The 20,514-nt window shown below is 70.8% G+C and carries 17 protein-coding genes; all 17 read left to right on the forward strand.

Annotation, left to right across the window (positions count from 1 at the left end; all coding sequences use genetic code 11):
- The first annotated feature begins 49 nt into the window (after positions 1-49).
- The 17 genes from THSYN_RS15415 to THSYN_RS15485 all read left to right on the forward strand — a co-directional run bounded on the left by THSYN_RS15415 (position 50) and on the right by THSYN_RS15485 (position 20,505).
- Positions 50-646: an RpnC/YadD family protein gene (locus THSYN_RS15415; protein WP_236848575.1), complete on the forward strand. Its 597-nt coding sequence runs from the start codon at positions 50-52 to the stop codon at positions 644-646.
- A 472-nt stretch (positions 647-1,118) separates the two neighbouring features.
- Positions 1,119-2,078, forward strand: coding sequence for a DUF4351 domain-containing protein (locus tag THSYN_RS15420; protein ID WP_100919920.1), 960 nt, complete (start codon positions 1,119-1,121; stop codon positions 2,076-2,078).
- Between the two features lie 1,187 nt (positions 2,079-3,265).
- On the forward strand, positions 3,266-3,616 hold the full coding sequence (locus THSYN_RS33950) for a hypothetical protein (protein ID WP_157817708.1): 351 nt from the start codon (positions 3,266-3,268) through the stop codon (positions 3,614-3,616).
- 4 nt (positions 3,617-3,620) lie between these two features.
- Positions 3,621-4,217: a Pvc16 family protein gene (locus tag THSYN_RS15425; RefSeq protein WP_100919921.1), complete on the forward strand. Its 597-nt coding sequence runs from the start codon at positions 3,621-3,623 to the stop codon at positions 4,215-4,217.
- On the forward strand, positions 4,214-5,023 hold the full coding sequence (locus tag THSYN_RS15430; RefSeq protein WP_100919922.1) for a hypothetical protein: 810 nt from the start codon (positions 4,214-4,216) through the stop codon (positions 5,021-5,023). Before THSYN_RS15425 ends, THSYN_RS15430 begins: the two co-directional genes overlap by 4 nt.
- 95 nt (positions 5,024-5,118) lie before the next feature.
- Positions 5,119-7,011, forward strand: a complete 1,893-nt coding sequence (locus tag THSYN_RS15435) for a phage tail sheath family protein (protein WP_100919923.1) — start codon at positions 5,119-5,121, stop codon at positions 7,009-7,011.
- Between the two features lie 12 nt (positions 7,012-7,023).
- Positions 7,024-7,485 carry a phage tail protein gene (locus THSYN_RS15440; protein ID WP_100919924.1) on the forward strand — a complete coding sequence of 154 codons (462 nt, stop codon included), beginning with the start codon at positions 7,024-7,026 and terminating at the stop codon, positions 7,483-7,485.
- 13 nt (positions 7,486-7,498) lie between these two features.
- Positions 7,499-9,538, forward strand: a complete 2,040-nt coding sequence (locus tag THSYN_RS15445; protein WP_100919925.1) for a phage tail sheath C-terminal domain-containing protein — start codon at positions 7,499-7,501, stop codon at positions 9,536-9,538.
- A complete protein-coding gene (locus THSYN_RS15450) occupies positions 9,535-10,050 on the forward strand; it encodes a phage tail protein (RefSeq protein ID WP_100919926.1) in 516 nt (171 codons plus the stop codon). The genes THSYN_RS15445 and THSYN_RS15450 overlap by 4 nt, the downstream gene beginning before the upstream one ends.
- 355 nt (positions 10,051-10,405) lie before the next feature.
- Positions 10,406-11,956, forward strand: a complete 1,551-nt coding sequence (locus tag THSYN_RS15455; protein ID WP_100919927.1) for a CIS tube protein — start codon at positions 10,406-10,408, stop codon at positions 11,954-11,956.
- 4 nt (positions 11,957-11,960) lie between these two features.
- Positions 11,961-12,134: a hypothetical protein gene (locus THSYN_RS33955; protein WP_157817709.1), complete on the forward strand. Its 174-nt coding sequence runs from the start codon at positions 11,961-11,963 to the stop codon at positions 12,132-12,134.
- Positions 12,127-13,221, forward strand: coding sequence for a phage late control D family protein (locus THSYN_RS15460; RefSeq protein WP_100919928.1), 1,095 nt, complete (start codon positions 12,127-12,129; stop codon positions 13,219-13,221). Before THSYN_RS33955 ends, THSYN_RS15460 begins: the two co-directional genes overlap by 8 nt.
- A complete protein-coding gene (locus tag THSYN_RS15465) occupies positions 13,218-13,880 on the forward strand; it encodes a phage baseplate assembly protein V (RefSeq protein WP_100919929.1) in 663 nt (220 codons plus the stop codon). Before THSYN_RS15460 ends, THSYN_RS15465 begins: the two co-directional genes overlap by 4 nt.
- Entirely contained in the window at positions 13,877-15,619 is a 1,743-nt protein-coding gene (locus tag THSYN_RS15470; RefSeq protein WP_100919930.1) for a hypothetical protein, read from the forward strand. The genes THSYN_RS15465 and THSYN_RS15470 overlap by 4 nt, the downstream gene beginning before the upstream one ends.
- Positions 15,616-16,005: a GPW/gp25 family protein gene (locus THSYN_RS15475; protein ID WP_100919931.1), complete on the forward strand. Its 390-nt coding sequence runs from the start codon at positions 15,616-15,618 to the stop codon at positions 16,003-16,005. The genes THSYN_RS15470 and THSYN_RS15475 overlap by 4 nt, the downstream gene beginning before the upstream one ends.
- A 4-nt stretch (positions 16,006-16,009) precedes the next feature.
- The gene (locus tag THSYN_RS15480; RefSeq protein ID WP_100919932.1) at positions 16,010-18,208 is read left to right on the forward strand and encodes a putative baseplate assembly protein; all 2,199 of its coding nucleotides are present in this window, start codon (positions 16,010-16,012) and stop codon (positions 18,206-18,208) included.
- Positions 18,208-20,505 carry a phage tail protein gene (locus THSYN_RS15485; protein ID WP_100919933.1) on the forward strand — a complete coding sequence of 766 codons (2,298 nt, stop codon included), beginning with the start codon at positions 18,208-18,210 and terminating at the stop codon, positions 20,503-20,505. Before THSYN_RS15480 ends, THSYN_RS15485 begins: the two co-directional genes overlap by 1 nt.
- Positions 20,506-20,514 lie beyond the last annotated feature (9 nt).

Consider the following 20,514-nt stretch of genomic DNA (forward strand, 5'->3'; position numbering starts at 1 on the left):
ACTTCGAGCGGCGCCTCTACACCTACCACTCGCGGCTGACAGACCGGTGGTGCTCACCGATGACCGGCCCGACTGGCGACCCGCGCGTTACGAGCAAGCCCTGTGGGGATGCCGGGCGCTCTTGGAGTTTCCCAGTGTCAAGCTGCTGGACTACCGGGACCGGGTGGCAGCGCTGGAGGCCAGCGACAATCCCTTCGCGCTGGTCGTCTTGGCCCAGTTGGCCGCGACCGCAACCCGCCGCGATCCGGCCACCCGGCTCGAGCACAAGATCGGCCTGACACGCCGGCTGTATCGCCGGGGGCTGGAGCGCGAGGACATCCTGAGCCTCTACGCCTCTATCGACTGGGTGCTGGCGTTGCCGGACGCCCTGGAAGAAGACTACCATCGCTGTATCCAAACCATCGAGGAGGCAGAGCACATGCAATACGTGACCACTGCTGAGCGCATCGGAATGAAAAAAGGTCGGCAAGAGGGCCGCCAAGAAACGCAACGTGAACTGCTGGAGCAACTGCTCGCGGTGCGGTTTGGACCCTTGCCGGACCTGGTGGAGACGCGGTTGGCGGAAGCCGAGTCGGTCCAGTTGGCCGCTTGGTTCCAGCGGGGGTTGACCGCATCGACGCTGGAGGCGGTGTTCGAGCCGACCTGAACCGGGGCTCATCCCTTCCCTGCACGACCTGGTCGAGCCGCGGCCCGACTGATTTCCTGGTGCCGCACGGTAGCGCAACACAGCCTCGGTCGTCGTTCCGGCAGGCGAGGCCGTAGGGTGCGCCGCGCGCACCCGTGCCGACGCGATGCCATTGCGTCCCTGCGCACCCTACGCCGATCGCCGAACGCGGCCGGAACGACGATCGAGGCCCGCAACACCGGCGACTCGAGGGTAACATCCGTCGCGGCCTGGGGGCCGCTCCTACGCCGTAGGAGCGGACCCCAAGGCCGCGACGGGTTGCCGCAAGGGCGCGTGGCCGGAGTTAAGATCAAGGCCCTCGTCAACCTCACGGCGGATCGCCCGGCTGGCATCCGCCTGTTGCAGTACAACCAGTTCCCGGCGAAGATCGCGTCGGCGTCCAAGGAAACCTTGGCGGGTTTCAAGGCGACCGCGGAAGCCACTCGGAGGCGCCATGACCGACTACGACTCCCCCTGGAAAAACGCGCTCAAGCGCTACTTCCCCGACTTTCTCGCCTTTTTCTTCCCCTCCGCCCACGCCGGAATCGACTGGGCGAAGGGTTACACGATGCTGGACAAGGAGTTGCAGAAGGCGGTCCGGGACGCGACCCTGGGCCGTCGGCTGGCCGACTCCCTGGTGCGGGTCACCGCCCGGAATGGCAAGGAAGACTGGATTCTGGCCCATGTCGAGATCCAGGGTCAGAACCAGCCGGATTTTCCCAAGCGGATGTTCGTGTACAACTACCGGATCTACGATGTCCACGACCGGCCGGTGGTCAGCCTGGCCGTGCTCGCCGAGCCGTTTTCCGCCGACTTCGGTGAGTTTGCCTACGAGCGCTGGGGGTGCCGTATGGGCCTGCGCTATCCGGTGGTCAGCCTTGCCGCCTATCGGGGAAACCTGGCGGCGCTCGAGGCCTCGCCCAACCCCTTCGCGGTTATCACCCAGGCACACCTCCAGGCCCAAGAAACTGCCGACTCTGCCACCGCGCGTTACCGGGTCAAACTGGCCCTGATCCGCAGCCTGTATCGGCGCGGATACCAACGGACGGATATACTTGAGTTGCTGCGGTTCATCGACTGGGTCCTGACCCTGCCGCCCGGTCTGGAAGACCAGTTGTGGACGGAAATACAGAATTTTGAGGAGGAAAAGCGTATGCGCTATCTTGCCAGCTTCGAGCGGGTCGCTCAAAAAAAGGGGATCACGCAAGGGATCAAACAGGGGATCAAACGCGGCATCGGTCAAGGCCAGGCACGACTGCTGATGCGACTGCTTGAAGAACGCTTCGGTCCCATGCCCGAACCACAGGCGAAGCGCGTCCAGTCAGCCACCCCGGAACAACTGGAAACCTGGGCCCTGCGCCTGCTCGACGCCGCGAGCCTGGACGACGTGTTCGGACGCGACGGCCAGCACTGAACGCGAAAAAGACACCCGCGCGTCGGCGTCCGGCGGCCATGGAGCACCGGATAGTAATCACCGTCCCCGACGAAGATCGCGCAAGCGTTCAAGGAGACCTTGGCAGGGTTCAAGGCGACCGCGCAAGCCACGGGGAAGGCGGCGGCGGAACCGCCTGCGGCGTTCTCCCACCGCGGCTTTGGGAATTAAGTATACTGTCCCCGGAATTGTCCACGGAATTCCCAGCTTTTCAAACCCGGAAACGTCAGTTATTTGGTCAGCCTCGGCGAGTATTTGTGTCATCTAACCTCGCCCACTTTCACTTCCGGATTACGCCACAACCAAAATCAGGAAATATGCACGATGGCATTGCTGGACTTATGGAATACGTCGCCTCATCAAGTGCGCGACAAGCAACTACAGCAACTGATCGCGTTCGCCGGTCTCGGTAAACTGATAGACGGAAGCGACTGTTCCCACGAACTAAGAGCATTCCTAATCTGACGCAATCGCTCGGACCATTGCCGTAGGGTGCGCCGAGCGCACCTTGAGAGGCTGCGGTTGATCGCCGCGGCCAGGGTTTCGGTCGGCGCCATGGTGCGCACGGCGCACCCTACGGTCGCGGTGCGGTCAATGGTCCGAGACAATCGCTCCGCACAGCGGACGGGCGCCAAGAAATCTCACGCGGAGACGCAGAGATGGAGGCAGGATTCTCTGCGTCTCTGCGTCTCTGCGTGAGAAAAGCCGGTCCATGTGCGTACCTTGCCGGGGCTGTGTGCCCGCAACGATGATCGAGGCCGGCGGCGCGGGTCCTGTCCCCGTCGCCGCGCGGTAACCTTCTTCTTCGGCCCAGGGGCCCGCTCCAATGCCAGTTCGGGCGTCGCCTCCACGGGTGGCCGCGGCGGTCTGCGACGCGCGCCCGCAAGGCCGCAACGATGGCGCGCAGATCCGCGACCTGGGGCGCCCGCGCAGCCAGCCACCCGCCGCCGGGCAGGGACCGACACCGCCCAGGGTCCGCACCGACCCACCAGGCCCGCCCGTAGCCCCAGCATAACAGTCTGATATTAAACCGCTTGCCCGCTCGCCACCCACCCTGGGTGGGTTCCGCTTGACCCACCCAAGGTCCGTCAGCCGCCGATGAATATCTTATAAATCAATCGCCTGGATAAGTGTGCCCGGCTGGCACGCCGCATGCTCCCTCGTCTCCCATGAGACCCCGTCCACCCAGCGAAGACCTGTGCACCTGCGGCGCGACCGATGTCGATGCCTTGGCGGATGAAATTCTTCGCTATCTGCGCGGGCATGGTCACGCGGCCGATACGCCGGAGGGGATCGCACGGTGGTGGATCAAGCGCCAGCGGCTGGAGGACTCGCTGGTGCGGGTGCAGCGCGCGCTGGATCTGCTGGTGTCGCGCTCCCTGGTGGACGTGCGCCGGACCCCGGCGGGCGTCACGCTCTATTCCCGGCACCCGGACGCCGACCCCCGGACTGACCCCGCGGCCGTGACCGATCCGGCCGACGGTGCCGGGACCCACGACGACGCCGGGGCGGGCATCTGACGCCATGGCCGGTTTTGCCTCCATCGCCGCGGCCGGCCAGAGCATCGTGCGGGTGCTCAATCTGGGCTTCGAGACCGAGCCGCCGATCGAGGGTCGGCGCACCCAGGCGGTCCTGGTCCGCACCAACGACTTCCAGGACTCCCAGGTCGCCGTCGTCATGGGGGCCAATGCGCTGTCGGTCTTCCTCTACCGGGTCGATTTCAACAAGGCGATGCGCGCCGCCTGGTCGGCCGCCGCGGCGGTGGACGGGCGCGCCCGCCTGGCCCTGGACCTGCATTATCTGCTGACCCCCTGGTCGGACAACGCGGCGCACGAGCACCGCATCCTGGGCCGGGCCATGCAGTGCCTGGAGGAGACCCCGGTCCTGGCCGGGCCCCTGCTGGACGCGGGGGGCGGCTGGGCGCTCAACGAGGGGCTGCAACTGGTCATGGAGGAGGTGCCGACCGAGGCCCTGATGCGCACCTTCGACTCGCTGCCCACGGATTACCGGCTCTCGGTGCCCTACATCGCCCGCGTCTTGCGGGTCGATGGGCGCGAGCCCCACCCGGAGCCCCCGGTGCGCACCGCGGTGCGCGGTCTGGTCCCGGAGCCGAGGCCATGAGCAACCTGTTCCTTCCGGCCCGCTTCTCGGAGCGCATCCACCGCCTGGCCCTGGGGGTGGAGCCGCTGGACGCTGCCGGCGGTGCCCGGCTGGGTCACCCCATCCAGATCCTGGTCGAACCGCCCGCCCCCGGCCTGCCCCGCCCACGGCTGGTGCGGCACCTCTCCGGGCTCTTCGTGATGGTCCAGGACCCCGGGGTCCCGACGACCTTGACCCTGCGCCTCTGCGACCTGGGCGCACCGAAGGATGTCCCCGGCTTCCAGGCCCGGACCAACCGCCGCCGGCTGGTCCCGCGTCGGCTGCGCGTTACGATCCCGGCGGCGGACCTGGCCGATACCCTGCCGCTCGCGCAACGGGCGCGCCGCCCCGCGCTCTTCCCCGGCGCTGCCTATGCGGTGACGGACTCGGTGACCGGCCTGCGCGGGCGCGTGGAGCGCGCCGGGGTGCCGGTGCGCTGGGCGCGGGTGGAGGCCAGACGCCCCGGCGCGGGCCCGGCGGACCCGCCGGTGGGCCGCGCCCATGGCGACGACCGCGGCGAGTTCCTGCTGCTGGTGGAGTCCAATGCCGCGCCCATGACCACCCTGGAGCGTCCCTTTGAACTGGACCTGGTGGCCTACCCGCCCATCCCCCCGGCCCCCTGCCGCCGCGGCCCGTGCGCGACACGGACGGGCTCTGGGACCTGCCGGTGGAGACCCTGTCCGCGCCCGGTGCCCCGGACCCGGTGGCCGCGGGCGCCTTTCCACCCGCGGGCTGGGGCGCCGCCGCGCCCCCGGTGCGCGTCGTGCTGGTCTACGGCCGGCTGCTGACCGGCCTGGCACCACTCACCCTATGAATACCGCCTTGATCACCGCCTTGATCACCGCCCGGATCACCCAAGAGGACCGACCAATGGAGGCCACCGATGCCTGAATATCTCGCCCCCGGCGTCTACGTCGAGGAAGTCAGCTTCCGCTCCAAATCGATCGAGGGCGTGCCCACCAGCACGACCGGTATGGTCGGCCTGGCCCACTTCGGCCCGACCTGGTTCGCCGGCGGACCGCTCGCCGTGGAGCCGCGTCTGGTGACGAGCTACACCGAGTTCGAGCGCATCTACGGCGGACTGGAGCGGCTTCAGGTGTCCGACTCCCGCGACCGGGAGTGCTACCTGGCCCACGCGGTGCGCGCCTTCTTTGCCAACGGCGGCAAGCGGGTCTATGTCGCGCGCGTCTTCAGCGCCAACGCCGTCAACGACTCGGGGGTCGCCTCCGTTACCGTCAACGTGCCCGGCAGCGACCCCGCCACCTGGCGGGCGCGCTGGCCGGGCGCCATGGGCAACGTGCACGTACAGACCCTGGTGCGGCGCAGCAAGAATCTGGCCGTCAACTTTCCCGACCTTTACCCCGCGCCCGACCCGCGTCAGACCTGGGGCATCCAGGCGCCCCGGGTACGTGCCGGGGCGCTGGTGGAGGTCATCCCCAACGGCGATCCCATCCCGCTGGGCAATGCACCGCTGGCGCTCGGCCGGCTCGCGGTGGTGGAGGTGGACCAGGACGGGCGCCAGACCTTCCGCGGCGACGGGGCCGCTGTAAACCCCGCGGCCGGGGACACCATCGCACTCATCGAACTCCAGGTGCAGGTGCGGGTGAGCGCGGACCGGATCGATGTCTACGACGAGCTGGCCACGGACCCGGGGCAGAAGCGCTACATCGGCCGCATCCTGCACCCGGCGGACCCCGAGGACGAAAACGCCGTGGTGTGGCTGGACTGGGATCCGGCGCCGGCTGCGGCCACCGTGGATCAACGCCGCTTCCTGCCCGCCCGCCTGGCCGTGGCGCTGCAGGCCAACCAGACCCCGCGCCTCACCAACGGCAACGACGGACGCATGCCCGGGGTCGACGGGGGCCGCGACAGCCTGGAGGGGATGGAGGCCCACCCCGACCATGTGGAACTCAAGGCCACCGGCATCTTCGCCCTGGACGAGATCGACGACATCGCCATCGTCGCCATGCCGGACGGGGCCACCCTGGAGGACCCGGACGCGCGCTTCGTCGCCATGTCGCGCCTGATCCAGCACTGCGAGCAGCTGCACTACCGCATCGCCGTGGTGGACGGCCCGCTCAACAGCTCCATGACCGAGATCCGCGAGTTCCGCGGCAAGTTCGACAGCAAATACGGGGCCCTCTACCACCCCTGGATCGAGATCCTGGACCCCAACGAGCGGGCCGCCCAGGGCGCCCCCCAGCGGCGCATCCTGCTCCCGCCCTCGGGCTTCGTCGCCGGTATCTATGCCCGCAGCGATATCGAGCGCGGCGTCCACAAGGCCCCCGCCAACGAGGTGGTCCAGGGGCTCACCCGGTTCGAGATCAACATCAACAAGGGCCGCCAGGACGTGCTGAACCCGGAGGGGATCAATGCCCTGCGCTTCTTCGAGGGGCGCGGCAACCGGGTCTGGGGCGCCCGCTGCATGACCTCGGACCCGGAATGGAAGTATGTCAACGTCCGCCGGCTCTTCATCTTCGTGGGGCACTCCATCGACAAGGGCTCCCAGTGGGCGGTCTTCGAGCCCAACGGACCCCGGCTCTGGGCCAACATCCGGCGCATGGTCGAGGACTTCCTGCTGGTGCTGTGGCGCGACGGCGCCCTCCTGGGCGACAAGCCGGAGGACGCCTATTTCGTGCGCTGCGACCGCACCACCATGACCCAGAACGACCTGGACAACGGCCGGATGATCTGCCTGATCGGCATGGCACCGGTGAAGCCCGCTGAGTTCGTGATCTTCCGCGTCGGTCAGTGGACCGCGGATTCCAAGGCGTAACCGGAGGCAGCAATGGCAACTTACCGCGACAACCCCTACGGCGCCTTCAATTTCCTGGTCTCCCTGGGCGGCCGGCAGGGGTCCGGGGACCCCGGCGTCATCATCGGCGGCTTCTCGGACGCCAGCGGGCTCGGCTTCGATATCAGCTATTCCGAGTACCGCAACGGTAACGAGAAGTTCAACACCGTGCGCAAGGTCCCCAACACCCACAAGGTGGACGACGTGACGCTCAAGCGCGGGCTGGTCGGCTCCACCGACATCTTCGAGTGGATCAAAGGGGTGCGCGACGGTGTCGCCGACCCCCGGCAGGTCACCATCACCCTGCTCGACGAGGCGCGCCAAGAGGTGGCGACCTTCGCCTTGCGTAATGCCCAGCCCAAGAAATACACCGGCCCCACCCTGGCGGCCAAGGGCGGGGGCGAGGTCGCCATGGAAGAACTGCACCTGGTCCACGAAGGCATCGAGTACCAGTAGGCGGACCACGGCCATGTCGGCACTCGCCCGCCTCCCGCTCGGTGCCCCCGGGGTCTACCCCTACCCGGGGCCCGCCCTGCGCAGCCTCACCGGGGTGCGCCTGGATCTGTGCGCCTTCGCCGGCGTCGCCCCGCGGGGGCCGGCGCGGGTGCCGGTGGTGGAGGACGAGGCCGACGGGCACTTCTGGCGCGGCGATGTCCCCTGGGTGGAGCCGCAGCGCCCGCGGCGGCGCACCGTCGCGGTCCCCATCGAGAGCTTCGAGGATTATCGGCGCATCTTCGGCGGTTTCGAGGGACCGGGGCGGCTCCCCTATGCGGTGGCCGCCTATTTCGACAACGGCGGGCGGCGCGCCCTGGTGGCGCGCATCGTCCACGACTACGGACCCGGGGACCCGCGCAACGACCAGGGCGTGGCCCGCGCCCTGCTCGCCGGGGTCAAGCCCGCCATCGGTCTGCGGGCGCGCAGCGAGGGGACCTGGGGGGCGGCCATGACGGCGAGCCTGGTCTTCAGCGCCAGCCCCGTCGAGCTGACCCCGGAGGCGGGCGGCCTGCGGCTCGGACCCGGGGCGACGCTGGCCGCCGGGGCCCTGCTGCGGGTCGCCAACGGCGACGGGACCCGGGTGCTGCGCTTCGTCTCCCAACTGATCGAGGTCCCCGACGGGGACCGCCCGGTCCACAAGACCCTGGCCCTGACCGACTCGCCCCTGCCGCCCGCCGCCGTCGGGTCGGTGCCCAGTTTCGAGCAAGTAGAGGCGGACCTGACCCTGGACGACGGCGACGGGCGCATCGAGCGGCACACCGGCCTGGGGCTCGCCTTCGGTCACCCCCGCTGGCTGGCCCAGGTGCTGTGCGACGCCTCGAGCCTCGCCTGGCCGGAGCCGGACTGGGCGCGCGCCCAGGTCGAGCCGCTCGACGCGGACCTGCGCCCGCCCCCAATGGTGCGCTTCGACGCGGGCGGCGACCTCAGCGACCGCTGGGCGGACATCGACCACGAGGACTTTTTCGACCCCAGTTGGGCCCCCGAGTCCGGTGAGCCCGGCAGCGGCGTCTGCTGCTTCGCCGGAGCACGGGAAGCGGCGGGCCACGCGGGGCTGCGGCCCGCCTCGCTGGTGGTGCCGGACCTCTATTCGCATCGGCCCTTGATCGTTGCCGAGCCGGTCGCGCCGGTGGTGACCCTCGCCGGCGCCGGCTTCGCCCGTTGCGTGCGGGTCGACGCACCCGCGAGCCAGGAGCCGGCCGCCAACGACCTGCCCGGGCTGCACCTGGACCCGCTCCTGGACCTGGATCAGATCCTGGGGCTGCAGCAGCGCCTGATCGGATTCGCCGAGTCGCTGCGCGACCTGGTCGTCCTGCTCGACGTGCCCCCCGGGCTCGACCCCGCGCGCACCCGCCGTTGGCGCGGTGCGCTGGCGTCGTCCTACGCCGCCGCCTATCACCCCTGGCTTGCGGTCGCCCGCCTGGACGACGCGCGCGACGCCCTGATCGAGGTGCCGCCCGCGGCCCTGGCGGCCGGCATCCTGGCCGGCCGGGAGCTGACCTTCGGCGTCCCCCACGGACCGGCCAATCAACTGGCCGTCGGGGCTGTGAGCGCGCTGGCCGCCCTCTCCCCGGATTTGCACGGGCAACTGCACCAGGCCGGGATCAACTGCTATGTGCGCGACCGCGACGGCCTGCGGCTCACCGGGGCGCGCACCCTGTCCGCGGACCCGGCCTACCGCCAGTTGAGCGTCCGGCGGCTCATGATCCTGCTGCGCCGGGTGCTGCTCGAACAGATGCAGTGGGCGGTCTTCGAGCCCAACGGCCCGGCCCTGTGGCGTGAGGTCCGGCTGCTGCTCGACGCCTATCTGCGCCAGCTCTACCAGCACGGTGCCTTCCGGGGCGCGACCGAGGAGGAGGCCTGGTTCGTGCGCTGCGACGAGGGGCTGAACCCGGCCTTTGAGCGCGACCAGGGCCGCATGACGGCGCAGGTCGGCGTGGCCCCGGCGGAGCCCCTGGAGTTCATCGTGCTGCACCTTACCCGCACGGGCGACGGCGTACTGAGCATCAGCGAATGACGGACCAACCCTCACCGTTGCTGCGCGCCTTCCGCTTCCGGGTGCAACTGCGCCTGGCGCCCCAGGCGGTCTCCGGGGCGCCGGCACCGGCGGGGGCCCCGGCCGGGGCCGCCTTGGGCGACGGGGGCTTTCAGGAGTGCAGCGGGCTGGAGGTGGACATGGACGTGCAGGAATACCTGGAGGGCGGGCGCAACGACGGGGTCATCCGCCGGGTCGGGCGCGGCAAATACAGCAACCTCGTGCTCAGGCGGGGCATGTTCTACGGTGACGGCCGGGTCAACCGGGAACTGTGGACCTGGCTCCAGTCGGTCATCTCCGGGGAGCGGCCGGTGCGCCGCTACAACGGGTCAGTGGAGGTGATGAGCGTGCGCGACGAGGTGGTCGCCGTCTGGACCTTCGATCGGGGCCTGCCGGCCAAGATCAAGGGACCCGAACTCAACGCCAAGACCGGGGAGATCGCCATTGAGGAATTGACCATCGCCCACGAGGGCCTGCGCTTAGTCAATCCATGACCGTAAAAAGGGCAATTGTCCACAGATGAACACAGATGAACACAGATAATTCATTGACTTACGCCTGGCCGGGGATTCACCTTGGCGGTGATCGTGAGAATAGCGATAAGCGTATGACAACTGAAAGAAAATCTGCATTTATCTGTGTTCATCTGTGTTCATCTGTGGATTCTTTTTCTGTGTTCATCTGTGTTCATCCGTGGATTCTTTCATCTGTGTTCATCTGTGTTCATCTGTGGATTCTTTCTCTGTATTCCTCTGCAGATCTTAGGATAAGCGCATGACAATAATCACAGACTCTTCTTTCATTCATGTTCATCTGTGGATTCTTGGATGACAAGCCGGAGCACCTGATATGCCCACGCTGGAAAAGGCCAAGCTTACCGAGATCAGCGCCGATCCCAAGAATCCGCGCGATCTCTCCGCGCCCATGGACGTGCAGTTCAATCCCACCACCATGAAGCTCGCACTCTCCAATCAGGCCGAGGGCGGCAGCGCCCAGACGCGGCCCCAGCGCCAATACCTGGGTTCGGGCTCGCGCACCCTGTCGCTCGACCTGGTGTTCGACACTGCCGACGAGGGCGAGACCGGGGCCCCCCGCTCGGTGCGCGAGCGCACGGCGCTGGTGGAGCGCTTCGCCCTGCCGCGCAAGCTCGGCGACAACAAACAGGCCCCGCCCAAGGCGCGCTTCGAGTGGGGACCGCTGGTGGTGGAGGGGATCATCGAGGGTGTCAACATCGACCTCGACCACTTCGCCGCGGACGGCACCCCCCTGCGCGCCAAGGTCTCGCTGACGCTCAAGGAGCAGGACGCCAGCTTCGAGCTGCTGGAGTCCGGGGCCGGGGCCAACCCGGCGGGCAGCGCGCCCACCCCGACCGCCGCCGCGAGCGGGGCGCCCGGCACCTCCGGCAGCGGCACCGAGCGGGTGGGCGTGGCGCTCGCCGGGGAGAGTGCGGCGGACTTCGCCGTGCGCATGGGGCTGGACCCGGGGGCCTGGCGGGGGCTCGCGGCGGGGCTCGATGCCACCCTGTCCCTGGAGGCAGGACTTCAGATCGGGTTCAGCGCCTCGCTGGGGGCGGGCCTGGGGGTCGGACTCACGGCCGGTCTGGCGGCCGGGGTCGGCGCCTCGCTCGGCGCGAGCTTCGGGCTCACGGCGGATCTGAATCTGGGGCTCGAACTCGCGGCCGGCGGCCAGTTCGGCGCCCAGGTCGGGACCGACCTGGGCGGCGGTCGCGCCGCGGCCGGTCAACCCGGGACCGCGGCGGCGGTCGCGAATGGTGGGCGCCCGCCCGCCGCCGGGTTCAGCCTGGCCGCCGCCGGCGGACTGGGAGCGGCCATCGAGTCGGTCAAGTCGGCCCAGGCGGACGCCGGCCAGCGGGCCGCCCGGGCCGCCTTCGCGGACCCGGCGGGCAGCGGCGGCGCCTCGGCTACGACTGCCGCGGCCGGGACCACTACCGGCAGTGCCGGGCGCGGCCCGGGGACCGGACTCGCCCGCGGCATGACCGGCACCGGCCAGTCCGCCAGCCCGCTCGCCACCAGCGCCGCCCCGGGTACCGCGCCCGCGCCGGTGCGCCCCGGGATGCCCCAACAACCCCGTCCGCCCCTGACCCAGACCGGGTTCCCGACCCCCGGGACCCGGGCGGGCGCCGCCCCGCCCGCGCCCCAGGCGGACCCCCGCGCAGCCGGCTTCGGCCGCGGGGTGCCGCTGCGGCCCACCTACGGGGAGGCGGCGCGCCGCCGCGCCCAGGGCGACCTGGGCCTGCCCCCGACCACGGACGACCCGCAGGTGCCGCGCTGGCGCGCGCTGGCCGTCGTCGGCAGCGCCCCAGGGTTCGCGCCCGGCGGCGCCGGGACGGGCGGCTGCGCCTGTGCCTGCCGGCCGCGCGTTTCCCGAACCGGACGCTAAGACCATGGGCACCCATGTGGACGAGTTGACCAGCGAGGTCTCGGTCGAGCCCGCACCCGACCAGGGTCCGGCCGCCGGTCCGCTGCCGGAATGGGAGGCCCTGGCGCGCCTGCGCGAGCAGCGCCGCCGCCTGGATCAGGATCAGTGGCGCACGGCGGCGGAGGGGTTCGATGACTGAGTCGCTCTTCACCGCCACGGTCCCGGTCTTCAAGGTCGACGGCCAGGTCCACGGGGAACTGGCCCGGGACCTGCTGCGCCTGGAGATCGCCGAGGACAGCAGCGGGCTCAAGACCTGCGCGGCGCGGTTCATCGCCCAGGGTCCGATCCCCGGCGGGGAGGACCAGGGCCTGCTGTATCTGGACGGCAAGGTGCTGGACTTCGGCAAGGGATTCGAGGTCTCCATCGGCCCGGCGTCGAATGACCGCACGGTCTTCACGGGGTCGGTGAGCGCCATCGAGGCCTGCTTCCGCGAGGAGGGCGAGCCGCAGGTGCTGGTCCTGGCGGAGGACCGGCTCATGGACCTGCGCATGACCCGGCGCATGAAGACCTACGAGGAGCAGAGCGACGCGGACATCGCCCGGGCCATCGCCGCCGAGCACGGTATCCCGGTCGAGGCGCAGGCCCAGGGTCCGACCTACGACCGGGTCCAGCAATGGAACCAGAGCGATCTGGCCTTCCTGCGCGAGCGCGCCCGGCTGATCCGGGCGGAGGTCTGGATCGCGGACGGCACCCTGCACTTCAAGACCCGCGACCAGCGCACCGGCACCGAGCTCACCCTGGTGCGCGGCAACCGGCTGCTGTCGCTGGACGCCCGCGCCGACCTGGCCCATCAGCGCACCAAGGTCAAGGTCAGCGGCTACGACGCCGCCGCCCGCGACACGATCGACGAAGAGGCCACCGGCGACGCCATCCAGGCCGAGATCGCCGGGGGCCGCACCGGCCCCGAGATCCTGGCCCAGGCCTTCGGGGAGCGGGTCTCCTACCGGGTGCGCGAGGCGCCGCTCAAGAGCGCGGAGGCGACCGACTGGGCGCGCGCCGAACTGCTGCGGCGTGCCCGCGGATTCGTCCAGGTACGGGGGGTCACGGACGGCGCCGCGGACCTGATCGTGGGTTCCAGGCTGTGCCTGGAGCGGGTGGGCAATCCCTTCGAGGGGGGCGGCTATTACGTGACCCAGGTCTGTCACACCTACGACCTGACCGAGGGCTTTCGCACCCGGTTCGCCGCCGAGCGCCCCACCGTCGGCAACGCGGTGGCCAGGCCATGAGCAACGATTTTCGCCCGGACGGGGACGCCCCGCGCTATTTCGGCCTCTACCCGGCCATCGTCACCAACCTGGTGGACCAGGACGGTCTGGGCCGTATCGAGGTCAGCTTCCCCTGGCTGGGGGCGGACGGCGCCACGGTGCGCGCCTGGGCCACGCTGCTCTCACCCTACGCCGACCAGGATCAGGGGTTCCAGGTGCTGCCGGAGCGCGACACCCAGGTGGTGGTGGGCTTCGAGGCCGGGAGCCTGCGCCGTCCCTATATCGTCGGCAGCGCCTGGAACGGCAAGGAGTCCCTGCCGGTGAGCCCGGAGAAGGCCAACAACAAGCGCATCATCAAGACCCGCTCCGGCTCCATCCTGGAGTTCGACGACACCGGCGGCGCGGTCAAGGTGACCCTGTCCACCAAGAGCGGGCACAAGCTGATCCTGAAGGACAGTCCCCAGGAGGTCAGCCTGGAACATCAGAACGGCTGCAAGATCACCATGAACGCCGCGGGCCAGGTGAAGATCGATGCCACCAGCACGGTGGATATCACCGCCTCCGTCATGAACGTGCACGCGCCCATGGCGCTCTTCGACGGCACCATCAAGTGCACCACACTGATCACGACCTCGGTCGTGTCGTCCTCCTATACACCCGGCGCGGGGAACATCTGGTGAGCGCACATCCCTGGGTATTGGTCGCCCCCTGGTACCGCTGGGACCGCCCCGCGGTGCCCGGCGCCGGGCGCGGCACCGCGCCGGCCTTCCAGAAGTTCTCCTCGGACACCTATGTCCTGGATTTCTTGGCCAACCCCCAGCGCTCACTGCGCTTCGAGCCCGGGGTGGACGAAGTCCAGGAACTGCACTACACGGCGGCGCCCAAGATCCTGCCGCCCGCGGCCCTGGCCGGGAAGATCACCAGCCTCTTCCCCACCGGCAAGAAGGGGCAGCCCGGCCCTTTCCTGACCAGTCTGCGCCCCACCGGTCTGCGCAAGATTTATCTCGACACCCACAGCCGTCACTATCTGGTGGTGTGCGAGCTGCACTGCGATCTCGCCGGATTCCCCTCCCCGGACGCCCGCGAGGTCTGCCAGGCGGGCCTGGTGGTGCGCCGCCGACACCTGTCCTATCCGGATTCGGCCCGGGCCGAGGCCCAGGCGATCGTCAAGGACCTGGTGGCAGTGGACCGCGCCATCGCCGCACTGCGCGGCGCGGCCCCGGGCGCGGACTGCGGCTGCGGCCCCAGTCGCAATCAGACCTTGGCGACGCGGCTGCGCTCACTGTTCAAGACCGCGGCGCCGGGGCTCCCGGCCTTGGAGGAGACGCGCGCCGGGCTCAATGCCAGGCTCGCCGCCTGGCGGGGCCGCGCCGGCGCCCACTGGCTGCTCGAGGGCTGGATCCCCGGGGACCGGGACCGGATCGGGGCCTGGGGCCTGGTGGAGGACGAGCCGCAGGACCTGGTGGAGGCCTGGTCGCCCATGTGGGCACTGTTCGCGGACCCGGCCCGGCCCGACCACGATGCCGCCGGGCGGACCATCTTCTACGGGGTCCTGCCGAGCGCGAGCTTCGACACCGACCTGGCCGGCAAGGCGCGCTTCGACGACCACACCACCTACGAGGTCCGCTGCTTCGTGCGCCGGCACGACCCCCGCTGCCCGCGGGGCGCGGCCCCGGACTGCCGCGGCGAGCTGGTGTGGAGCCGCGCAAGCGAACGCTACCGGCTGGCCGCCCCGTTCGACCTGCTGGGGACCTCCAACAGGCCCGTCACCATCCAACTGCCGAACCTGGCCGAGCTGGCCGCCCAGGCGACCCAACTGCCCATCGGCAAGTTCTCGCCGGTCAAGATCATCCAGCCCCAGAGCCTGAGCCCGAAGGTGAAGGATGGGGTCTGCACGTCCGGCACCATGGGCGGCCCGGCCATCTGTTTCATCTCCATCCCCCTGATCACCATCGTCGCCTATTTCGTCTTCAGCATCTTTCTGCCGATCGTGGTGTTCGTCTTCGGGCTCTGGTTCCTGCTCGCATTCAAGTTCTGCATCCCCCCGCAAATCGATTTCGACGTCGGTCTGGAGCTCAAGCTCGAGGCCGTGGGTGAGTTGGGGCTGGATCTGGATGCGGACTTCAGTATCAACGTCGAGGTCGCGGGGGTGCTGACACCGGTGAGCGCCGCCTCCCTCAACGCGGAACTCAAGACGACGCTCGCCGGCGGCTTCGCCGACGCCTACGGGTTCGACCCCGGGGACGTCGGGGACGGGCTCGCCGACTTCTCCAGCACACCGCTCAAGGGGCTGGCGGACCTGGGCCTGGAGATCGAGGCCCTGCCGGGCGACGTCGCCGCCGACCCCCCGGTGCGCGGCAACATCGAGGCGGATGTGCACTTCGAGACCCCGGTGACACGCATGGGTACACCCGCATGATCGACACCCGCAAACTCCTGGGGCGCGGCTGGTCCCTGCCCCTGGCCCCGGATCGCACCGGCCGGCTCGTTTATGAGGATGGTCCGGAGAAGGTCCGTCAGGCGATCGGCATCGTCCTGCAGACCGAGCCCGGGGAGCGCCTGATGCGCCCGGACTTCGGCTGCGGGCTGCGCCGCTTCCTGATGAAGCCCAACACCACCGCCACCCGCGCCCTGATCCAGCGTGAGGTGGAGCGCGCCCTGGCCAACTGGGAGCCGCGCATCCGGCTCGAGTCCGTGGGCGTGACCCCCGGGGAGGACCCGGCCCTGGTCCTGGTAACCATCGCCTATGTCCAGGTCCTGGACGGGCGTCGCGACAACCTCGTCTATCCCTTCTACCTGGAGTGATGTCATGCCGTTGCCCAGCCCCATCCTGGATGACCGCTCCTATGCGCAGTTGCGCGACGAACTGGTCCGGCGCATCCCGGTCTATACGCCGGAGTGGACGGACCACAACGCGAGCGACCCCGGCATCACGCTCCTGGAGCTCTTCGCCTTCCTGGGCGAGAACCTGCTCTATCGGTTCAACCAGATCCCCGAGGCGACCAAGCTCGAGTTTCTGCGCCGACTGGACGTCCCGCTGCGCCCGGCACTGCCCGCCCAGGGGCTGCTGCGCCTGAGCACCGAGCGCCCCGCCGGGGTCCTGGCCCCCATCGGCACCGAGGCGCGCGCCGGCGACCTCGCCTTCGAGACCCTGACCGAGACCCTGGTCTGGCCGCTGTCCGCCATCGGCGCCGGCCGGGTGCGCACTGCGGCGCCGGACCAGGCCAGCGAGCCCGAGGTCTACGACCTGGCCGTGCGGGCCGCCCAGGCCCTGGACGACCTGCCGGCGGGGGCCAGGCTCGACTATTACCGCACCGAGTTGATCCCCACCGCGGCCGACGGGGTCCCCGCGGACCTGCCGGGTACGGTTGACAGCACCCTGTGGATCGCGCTGGTCAGGGAGAAGGGGTTCGACGCCGCCAGACTCGGGGGCGCCGTCCTCAACCTGGCCTTTGTCCCGGCGACCGACTATCCGTCCGCGCAGTCGGTCCCGGCCTGTCCCGGTGAGGGCCCGGTACCCCGCGGGCCCGCGATCGAGTGGCAGATATCGCAGACCGCACTGCTTGGCGGCGAGCCCGACTACCGGCCCGTCCAGGTGGTTGGCGACAGCAGCTCCGGACTCTCCCGGGAGGGCGTGGTGCGCCTGCGCCTGCCCAAAGACCTGGCCCCCGTGGGTCCGCCGCAACTCCCCGACCCGGACCGCGCCGGGACCGGGTCGCGCCCCCCCACCCTGGATGAGGAGACCCAGGCGCGGGTCTTCTGTTGGCTGCGCGCCTTCCGCGTCGACCAGGGCGACCTGCCGCGCTGCGCCCTCCTGGTCGCCAACGCCGCCCAGGCGCGCCAGTGCGTGCGCGCCCGACCCGAATATCTGGGCACCGGGACCGGCCAGGCGGGGCAGCGCTATGCGTTGGTCAAGCGGCCGGTGCTGGCCGGCAGCGCCCGGATCGAGGTGGAGGAGCCCGCGGGCTGGACCGCCTGGACCGAGATCGACGGATTTCACTTGAGCGGCCCGGACGACCGCCACTTCCGCTGCGACCCGGAGACCGGCGAGGTCCGTTTCGGCAACGGGGAACAGGGTCGGCCGCCCCAGATCGGGGAGCGCATCCGCGCCCTGGAGTACCGCTACGGCGGCGGCACCCGCGGCAACCTGCCGCCCGGGAGCCTCTCCAAGGTCCTGCTGGACGGACTCAAGGTGGACAATCCGCTGCGCACCCGCGGCGGCGCCGACCCCGAGCCCATCGAGCGCGCCCTGGAGCGCATCCCCGGCGAACTGCGCCGCCGTGACCGGGCGGTCACCGCCGCCGACTTCAAGGAACTGGCCCTGGCCACCCCGGGCGCCGGGGTGGGCCGCGCCGAGTGTCTGCCCCGTTTCCATGCACCCAGCCTGACCCCGGGGCGGGCCGGGGTGGTCACGGTGGTGGTGTGGCCGACCGAGGACCCCCGGCAACCGGAGGCCCCGCTGCCGGATCGCTATCTCGTGGCGCAGGTCTGCGCCTGGCTCGACGAGCGTCGGCTGGTGACCACCGAGCTCTATGTCGTCCCGCCCACCTATCATCAGGTCGCGGTCTCGGTCGCCCTGGCGGTCAAACCCGGCTACGGGATCGAGGCGGTGCGCCGCTGGGTGGAACTGTTGCTGCGCCAATATCTGGCCCCCCTGCCCCCCTACGGCCCCACCGGCGAGGGCTGGCCGCTCGGTCGGCGCGTGCACGGACCCGAGTTGGAGGCGGCGGCGCTCCAGGTCGAGGGGGTGGAATACCTGGAGGGCCTAGCCCTGGCCGGTCGCGACCCCAAGACTGGGCTCTGGTCCGCCACGGTAACCACGGTCACGCTGGAACCCTATGAGGTCCCCTGGCTGACCGATATCCTGGTGGTCGCGGACCTGCCCCTGCCGCCCCCGCGGACGGCCTTGACGCCGGCGCCCGGCGGCACGCCGGAGGGGCCGGGTGGGCCCGAAACGCCGGAAGTGCCAGTGCCGGTGCCGCTGCCCATCGAGCGGGAGCGCTGCTGATGGCCATCCTGCCCGCCGCCGCGGCCCTGGACCCCGGCTTCGCGCTGGTGCGCGGCGCGGATCAATGGGTGCGGGCATCCTTCGCCGACTGCGCCCTGGTCGCGGGCGCCGTCCAACTCGCCTGGGAGGACGTGCCGGAGGGGGGCCAGGTGCCGGGCGCGGCGCCGCCGCGCGGGGCCGGTCTCGCTTTCGACGGGCAGTGCCGGCTCTACCACAGCCGGCCGGACGCGGGCAGCGTGGAGCGCCTGCCCTGGGCCGCCCAGGACGCGCTGCGCCCCGCCCAGCCCGGGCCGGCCCCCACCCCGCTCTTCGCCGCCGTCGCGCAGACCTTCGGCGACTTCGCGCCACGGCAGGCCGCCCTGCCCCTGGCCGCCCCGCGCGGACTCGCGGTGGACGCCGAGGACCGGCTCTTCATCGCGGCTCACGGCTCCCGCACCTTGCTGGTCCTCGAGGGCCAGGGTGAGCGGCGCGGCCGGCGTATCCTGCGCCGGGCGGTCTTCCCCGGCCGTCCGCTGGATCTCGCGACGGACCCGAGCGGCCAGGGTCGCGAGGTCCTGGTGGTCACCGAGTCCCCCCTGGCGCTCTACCGCATGACCGCGCGCGGGACCCCGAGGCCGCTGGAACTGCCGGCCGGGGTCCAGGCCCCAGCCCGGCTGGCGGTCAGCCCCGCCGGGGCGTGCGTGCTGCTGAGCGCGGCCGGCAGTGCCGCCGCCCGGGTGCTTGAACTCGCGGCGCCCCAGCGGGACCGCGCCGTTCCCTGGGCGACCGACATCGCCTTCTACAGCCCCACTGCGACCGTCCACGGCGACCAGAACCCCGATCCAGGCGCCGCGGGCGGGGACGAGGGTGCGGTCCTGGCCGTGGCCCGCCGGCCGGGGGAACTGTTCCTGCGCCTGCGCCTCACCGCGGTCGGTCTCGAAGAACTGCCCGGGCTCGCGGCCCCCGGCTATGACGGGCTGGGCATCGTCGCCACGCCCGACCAGCGCATCGCCTTCTGGAGCGCCCGCGGCCTGCGCTATGCCGTGGCGGCGCGCCGCACCTACCGCCGCACCGGGCAGGTGGTCGGCTTCCGGCTCGACAGCGGTGACTTCCAGACCCAGTGGGGCCGGCTCTTCGTGGACGCCTGCATCCCCCGGGAGACGGACCTGCGGGTCTACTGCATCGCCGCGGACGAACTGCCCGAGGTCCCGCTGGTCCCGCGCCTGGCACCGGTCAACCTGCGCGACCCGGGCGCCCCGCCGGCACCCCCACACGACACGCTGTCCCCGCCCTTGCCGGCCCAGGCCTGGGTGCCGGACCCCGGGACCGCGGCCAGTCGCCTGCACCGGCGCGCCGAGGGCCTCGAACTGCCCTGGGCGCGGCGTGCGCCAAATGATGCCTTCGCCACCTACGAGACGCCGACCACGGACCGCCGCGGGCGCTATCTCTGGGTCATCCTGGAACTCGCCGGGAACGGCCGCAACAGCCCCCGGGTGCGGGCCTTGCGCGCCGGGTATCCGGCCCATGACCTGCTCCAGCGGCTGCCGCGGGTACTCGGCGCGGACGCGGACGCCGAGCGCTTCCTGGGTCGCTTCCTCGCCCCCCTGGCCGGGCTCACCGGCGACCTGGACGCCCGCGCCCGCTTGCGTCACGCTCTCCTGGACCCGCGCTCGGCCCCGGACGAGGCGCTCCCCTGGCTCGCCGACTTCTTCGGCTTGGTGTTGGACGAGCGCTGGTCGGCCGCGGTGCGGCGGGCGCTGATTGCCGAGGTCATGGAACTGTTCCGCTACCGCGGGACCCTACGCGGGCTCAAGCGCTTTCTGCGCATCGTGACCGGGGTGGAACCCATCATCATCGAGCGTTACCGCATGCGCGGCGGGGCTGTGATCGGCGAGCCGACGGCGCGCGGCTCCCGGGCCGTCCTGGGGGCCGGGATGCGGGTCGGCGGACAGGTGGGGACCAGCGCGCAGACGCCCCTGGGGGCGGGGTCCGCGGCGGACGCCTTCGAGACCCACGCCCACCGCTTCACGGTCATGCTGCCCGCCCTGCTGTCGGAGGAGACCCTGGCCCTGGCCGCCCGGGTCCTGGAAGTCCACCGCCCGGCGCACACCCTCTACGACCTCTGCACCGTGACCGCCGGCAGCCGGGTGGGGCGCGGGCTCCATGTCGGTCTGAGCGCGGTCATCGGCCGCGGAAGCGGCTGGGAGCCGCTGCGGATCGGCTCCAGTACCCTGGGCCGCGGGGGACTCCTGGGTCGACCCGCACCCGGTACCCGCACCGATGGGGCGCGGGTCGGATTGGATACGCGGGTGGGCTAAGGGGCGGAT

The sequence above is a fragment of the Candidatus Thiodictyon syntrophicum genome (assembly GCF_002813775.1).
GTDB lineage: Bacteria > Pseudomonadota > Gammaproteobacteria > Chromatiales > Chromatiaceae > Thiodictyon > Thiodictyon syntrophicum.